This window comes from Streptomyces sp. NPDC007162 (genome assembly GCF_040634175.1).
In the GTDB taxonomy this organism is placed as follows: Bacteria; Actinomycetota; Actinomycetes; order Streptomycetales; family Streptomycetaceae; genus Streptomyces.
This window is the reverse complement of sequence record NZ_JBEYFC010000871.1, coordinates 1-2,303: the sequence shown is the minus strand read 5'-3', so window position 1 is coordinate 2,303 and position 2,303 is coordinate 1. Positions and strand designations below refer to the sequence as shown.

Below are 2,303 nucleotides of genomic sequence, written 5' to 3'. Positions count from 1 at the left end.
AGAACGCCTCGCCCAGAGCCCAGGGCTTCCTCTCCGGGGTCACGGGCACGGCGAAGGACGTCCACCTCGGACGGCGGTGGCGGATTCCCCACCGGCTACCACCAGGTGGTGATCGGCAGCAGCAGCCTGTGCCTGGATGTGTACGGCAACGCCGGCAGCGCGGGCGCCGCGATCGACCAGTGGACCTGCAACGGGCAGGCCAACCAACAGTTCCAGTTCGTACCGGGCGCCGGCGGTTACGGGCAGTTGCAGGCGCGGAACTCGGGCCTCGTGGTGGGGGTTTCGGGCAGCCTCACGGCCGCCGGGACGCCGGACGTCGTGCAGCAGGCGCCCAGCGGGGCGACCGGCGCCCAGTGGCTGCCGGTACGGCAGTCCGACGGCTCGTACTCCTTCCAGAACCAGAACAGCGGCCTGTGCCTGGACGTCTACGGCGGCGGCAGCAACCTCGGCCAACAGCTCGACCAGTGGCCCTGCAAGAACACGGCGGGCAGCAACCAGGACTTCACCCCGCGCTGACCGGCTCCCACCCGCTCGGTCACCTCCACCCGCTGTCCCGCACCCAGTGAGGAACACAGATGAAGAAGAAGTCCGCGGCACTCCTGGCCGTCGCACTGACGGCAGCGGTCGGCATCGGCACCGCGTTGCCCGCGGCGGCCGCCAGCGGCACCGGATCACCGGCCTCCACCGCACGGGCCACCGCCGCGTCCACCGCCCTGCGGCTGATGCCGCTGGGCGACTCCATCACCTGGGGCGTCGGCAGCCCGTCGGGGAACGGCTACCGGGGCTTCCTGTGGAACCGGTTGGCGAACGACGGGCATGCCCTGGACTTCGTGGGATCGGGCCGCAACGGCACGATGTCAGACCCCGACAACGAAGGCCATTCCGGCTGGCACATCAGCGAGATAGCCGGCATCGCGGACTCCGTGCTGGCCCGGTACCGGCCCAACGTGATCACCCTGGAGATCGGCACCAATGATCTGAACGGCGGCTCCCAGGCCGAACCCGCCGCCGAACGGCTCCATGCACTCATCGACCAGATCACGGCCGACGCCCCTGACGCGACGGTCCTCGTCGGCAGCGTGATCGTCTCCACCAGCAGCATCGAGGAGGCCACCCGCCCCGCGTTCAACGCCGAACTGCCCGGCATCGTCCAGGCCGAGCAGGCTGCCGGCAAGCATGTACGCCTGGTGGACATGAGCGCTCTGACCACCGCGGACCTGTCCGACTCCTTGCATCCCAACGACAACGGCTTCGGCAAGATGGCCGACGCCTTCAACGCCGGGGTCCAGGCAGTGGACGCGGCGGGCTGGATCAAGCCGCCGGTCTCCGTGGGCGCTCCGGTTCACTCCGGGGTCGCGGGGAAGTGCCTGGACGTCAACGGCGGCAACAGCGCCAACGGAACCTCCGTGCAGATCTGGTCCTGCAACGGCGGCGACGCGCAGCTGTGGTCCGCGCGCTCGGACGGCACCTTGCGGGCGCTCGGGAGGTGCCTGGACGCCACGGGCGGTGGTACCGCCAACGGCACCAAGATCGAGATCTGGGACTGCAACGGCGGCGCCAACCAACAGTGGCAGGCCTACAACGGCGGTTACCGCAACCCCGTTTCCGGCCGCTGTCTCGACGACCCCGGTGCGTCTGCCACCGACGGTACGCAACTGGTCCTGTGGGACTGCAACGGCGGATCCAACCAGCAGTGGACCGCACTGCCGGTCACCTCCGCCCAGTGACCCGACCGGGGGTGCCGACGTCTGGATGGTGCCCCATCTCCCCCCACACACAAGGAGACTGATTCCTCATGTCCTGGCTCAACGAAGAGCCCCGTCTGCGCAAGGTGCTGGCCCTGGCCGCCGGACTGACAGCGGGCACCGCGCTGGCTCTCACCGGTCCGGCGACCCTCGCGGCCCATGCCGCCTCCGGCACGCTGGGCGCGGCAGCGGCCGAGAGCGGCCGCTATTTCGGTACGGCGGTGGCCGCCGGGAAGCTCGGTGACTCGACGTACTCCACGATTCTCGACCGGGAGTTCAACATGATCACCCCGGAGAACGAGATGAAATGGGACACCACCGAGCCCTCGCGCGGCAACTTCAACTTCGGGCCCGCCGACCAGATCGTCAACCACGCCACAGCCCACGGTCAGCGCATGCGCGGCCACACCCTGGTCTGGCACTCCCAACTCCCGTCCTGGGTGAGCTCCATCACCGACCCCAACACCCTGCGCAGTGTGATGGACAACCACATCACCCAGGAGATGTCGCCTTCAAGATCGAGCTGTGCGCGGCAGAGATCTGCGCCACCCTTCTGGC

At 69.1% G+C, this 2,303-nt stretch carries 3 protein-coding genes; all 3 read left to right on the top strand.

Annotated elements, in window-relative coordinates:
- Positions 1-516: RICIN domain-containing protein (locus tag ABZ646_RS45185; RefSeq protein WP_360533210.1), on the top strand; the 516-nt coding region annotated here is incomplete at its 5' end.
- A gap of 59 nt (positions 517-575) precedes the next feature.
- On the top strand, positions 576-1,727 hold the full coding sequence (locus ABZ646_RS45180) for a ricin-type beta-trefoil lectin domain protein (protein WP_360533207.1): 1,152 nt from the start codon (positions 576-578) through the stop codon (positions 1,725-1,727).
- A 68-nt stretch (positions 1,728-1,795) separates the two neighbouring features.
- Positions 1,796-2,303 (top strand): endo-1,4-beta-xylanase (locus tag ABZ646_RS45175; protein WP_360533204.1); only part of this gene is annotated, 508 nt, incomplete at its 3' end.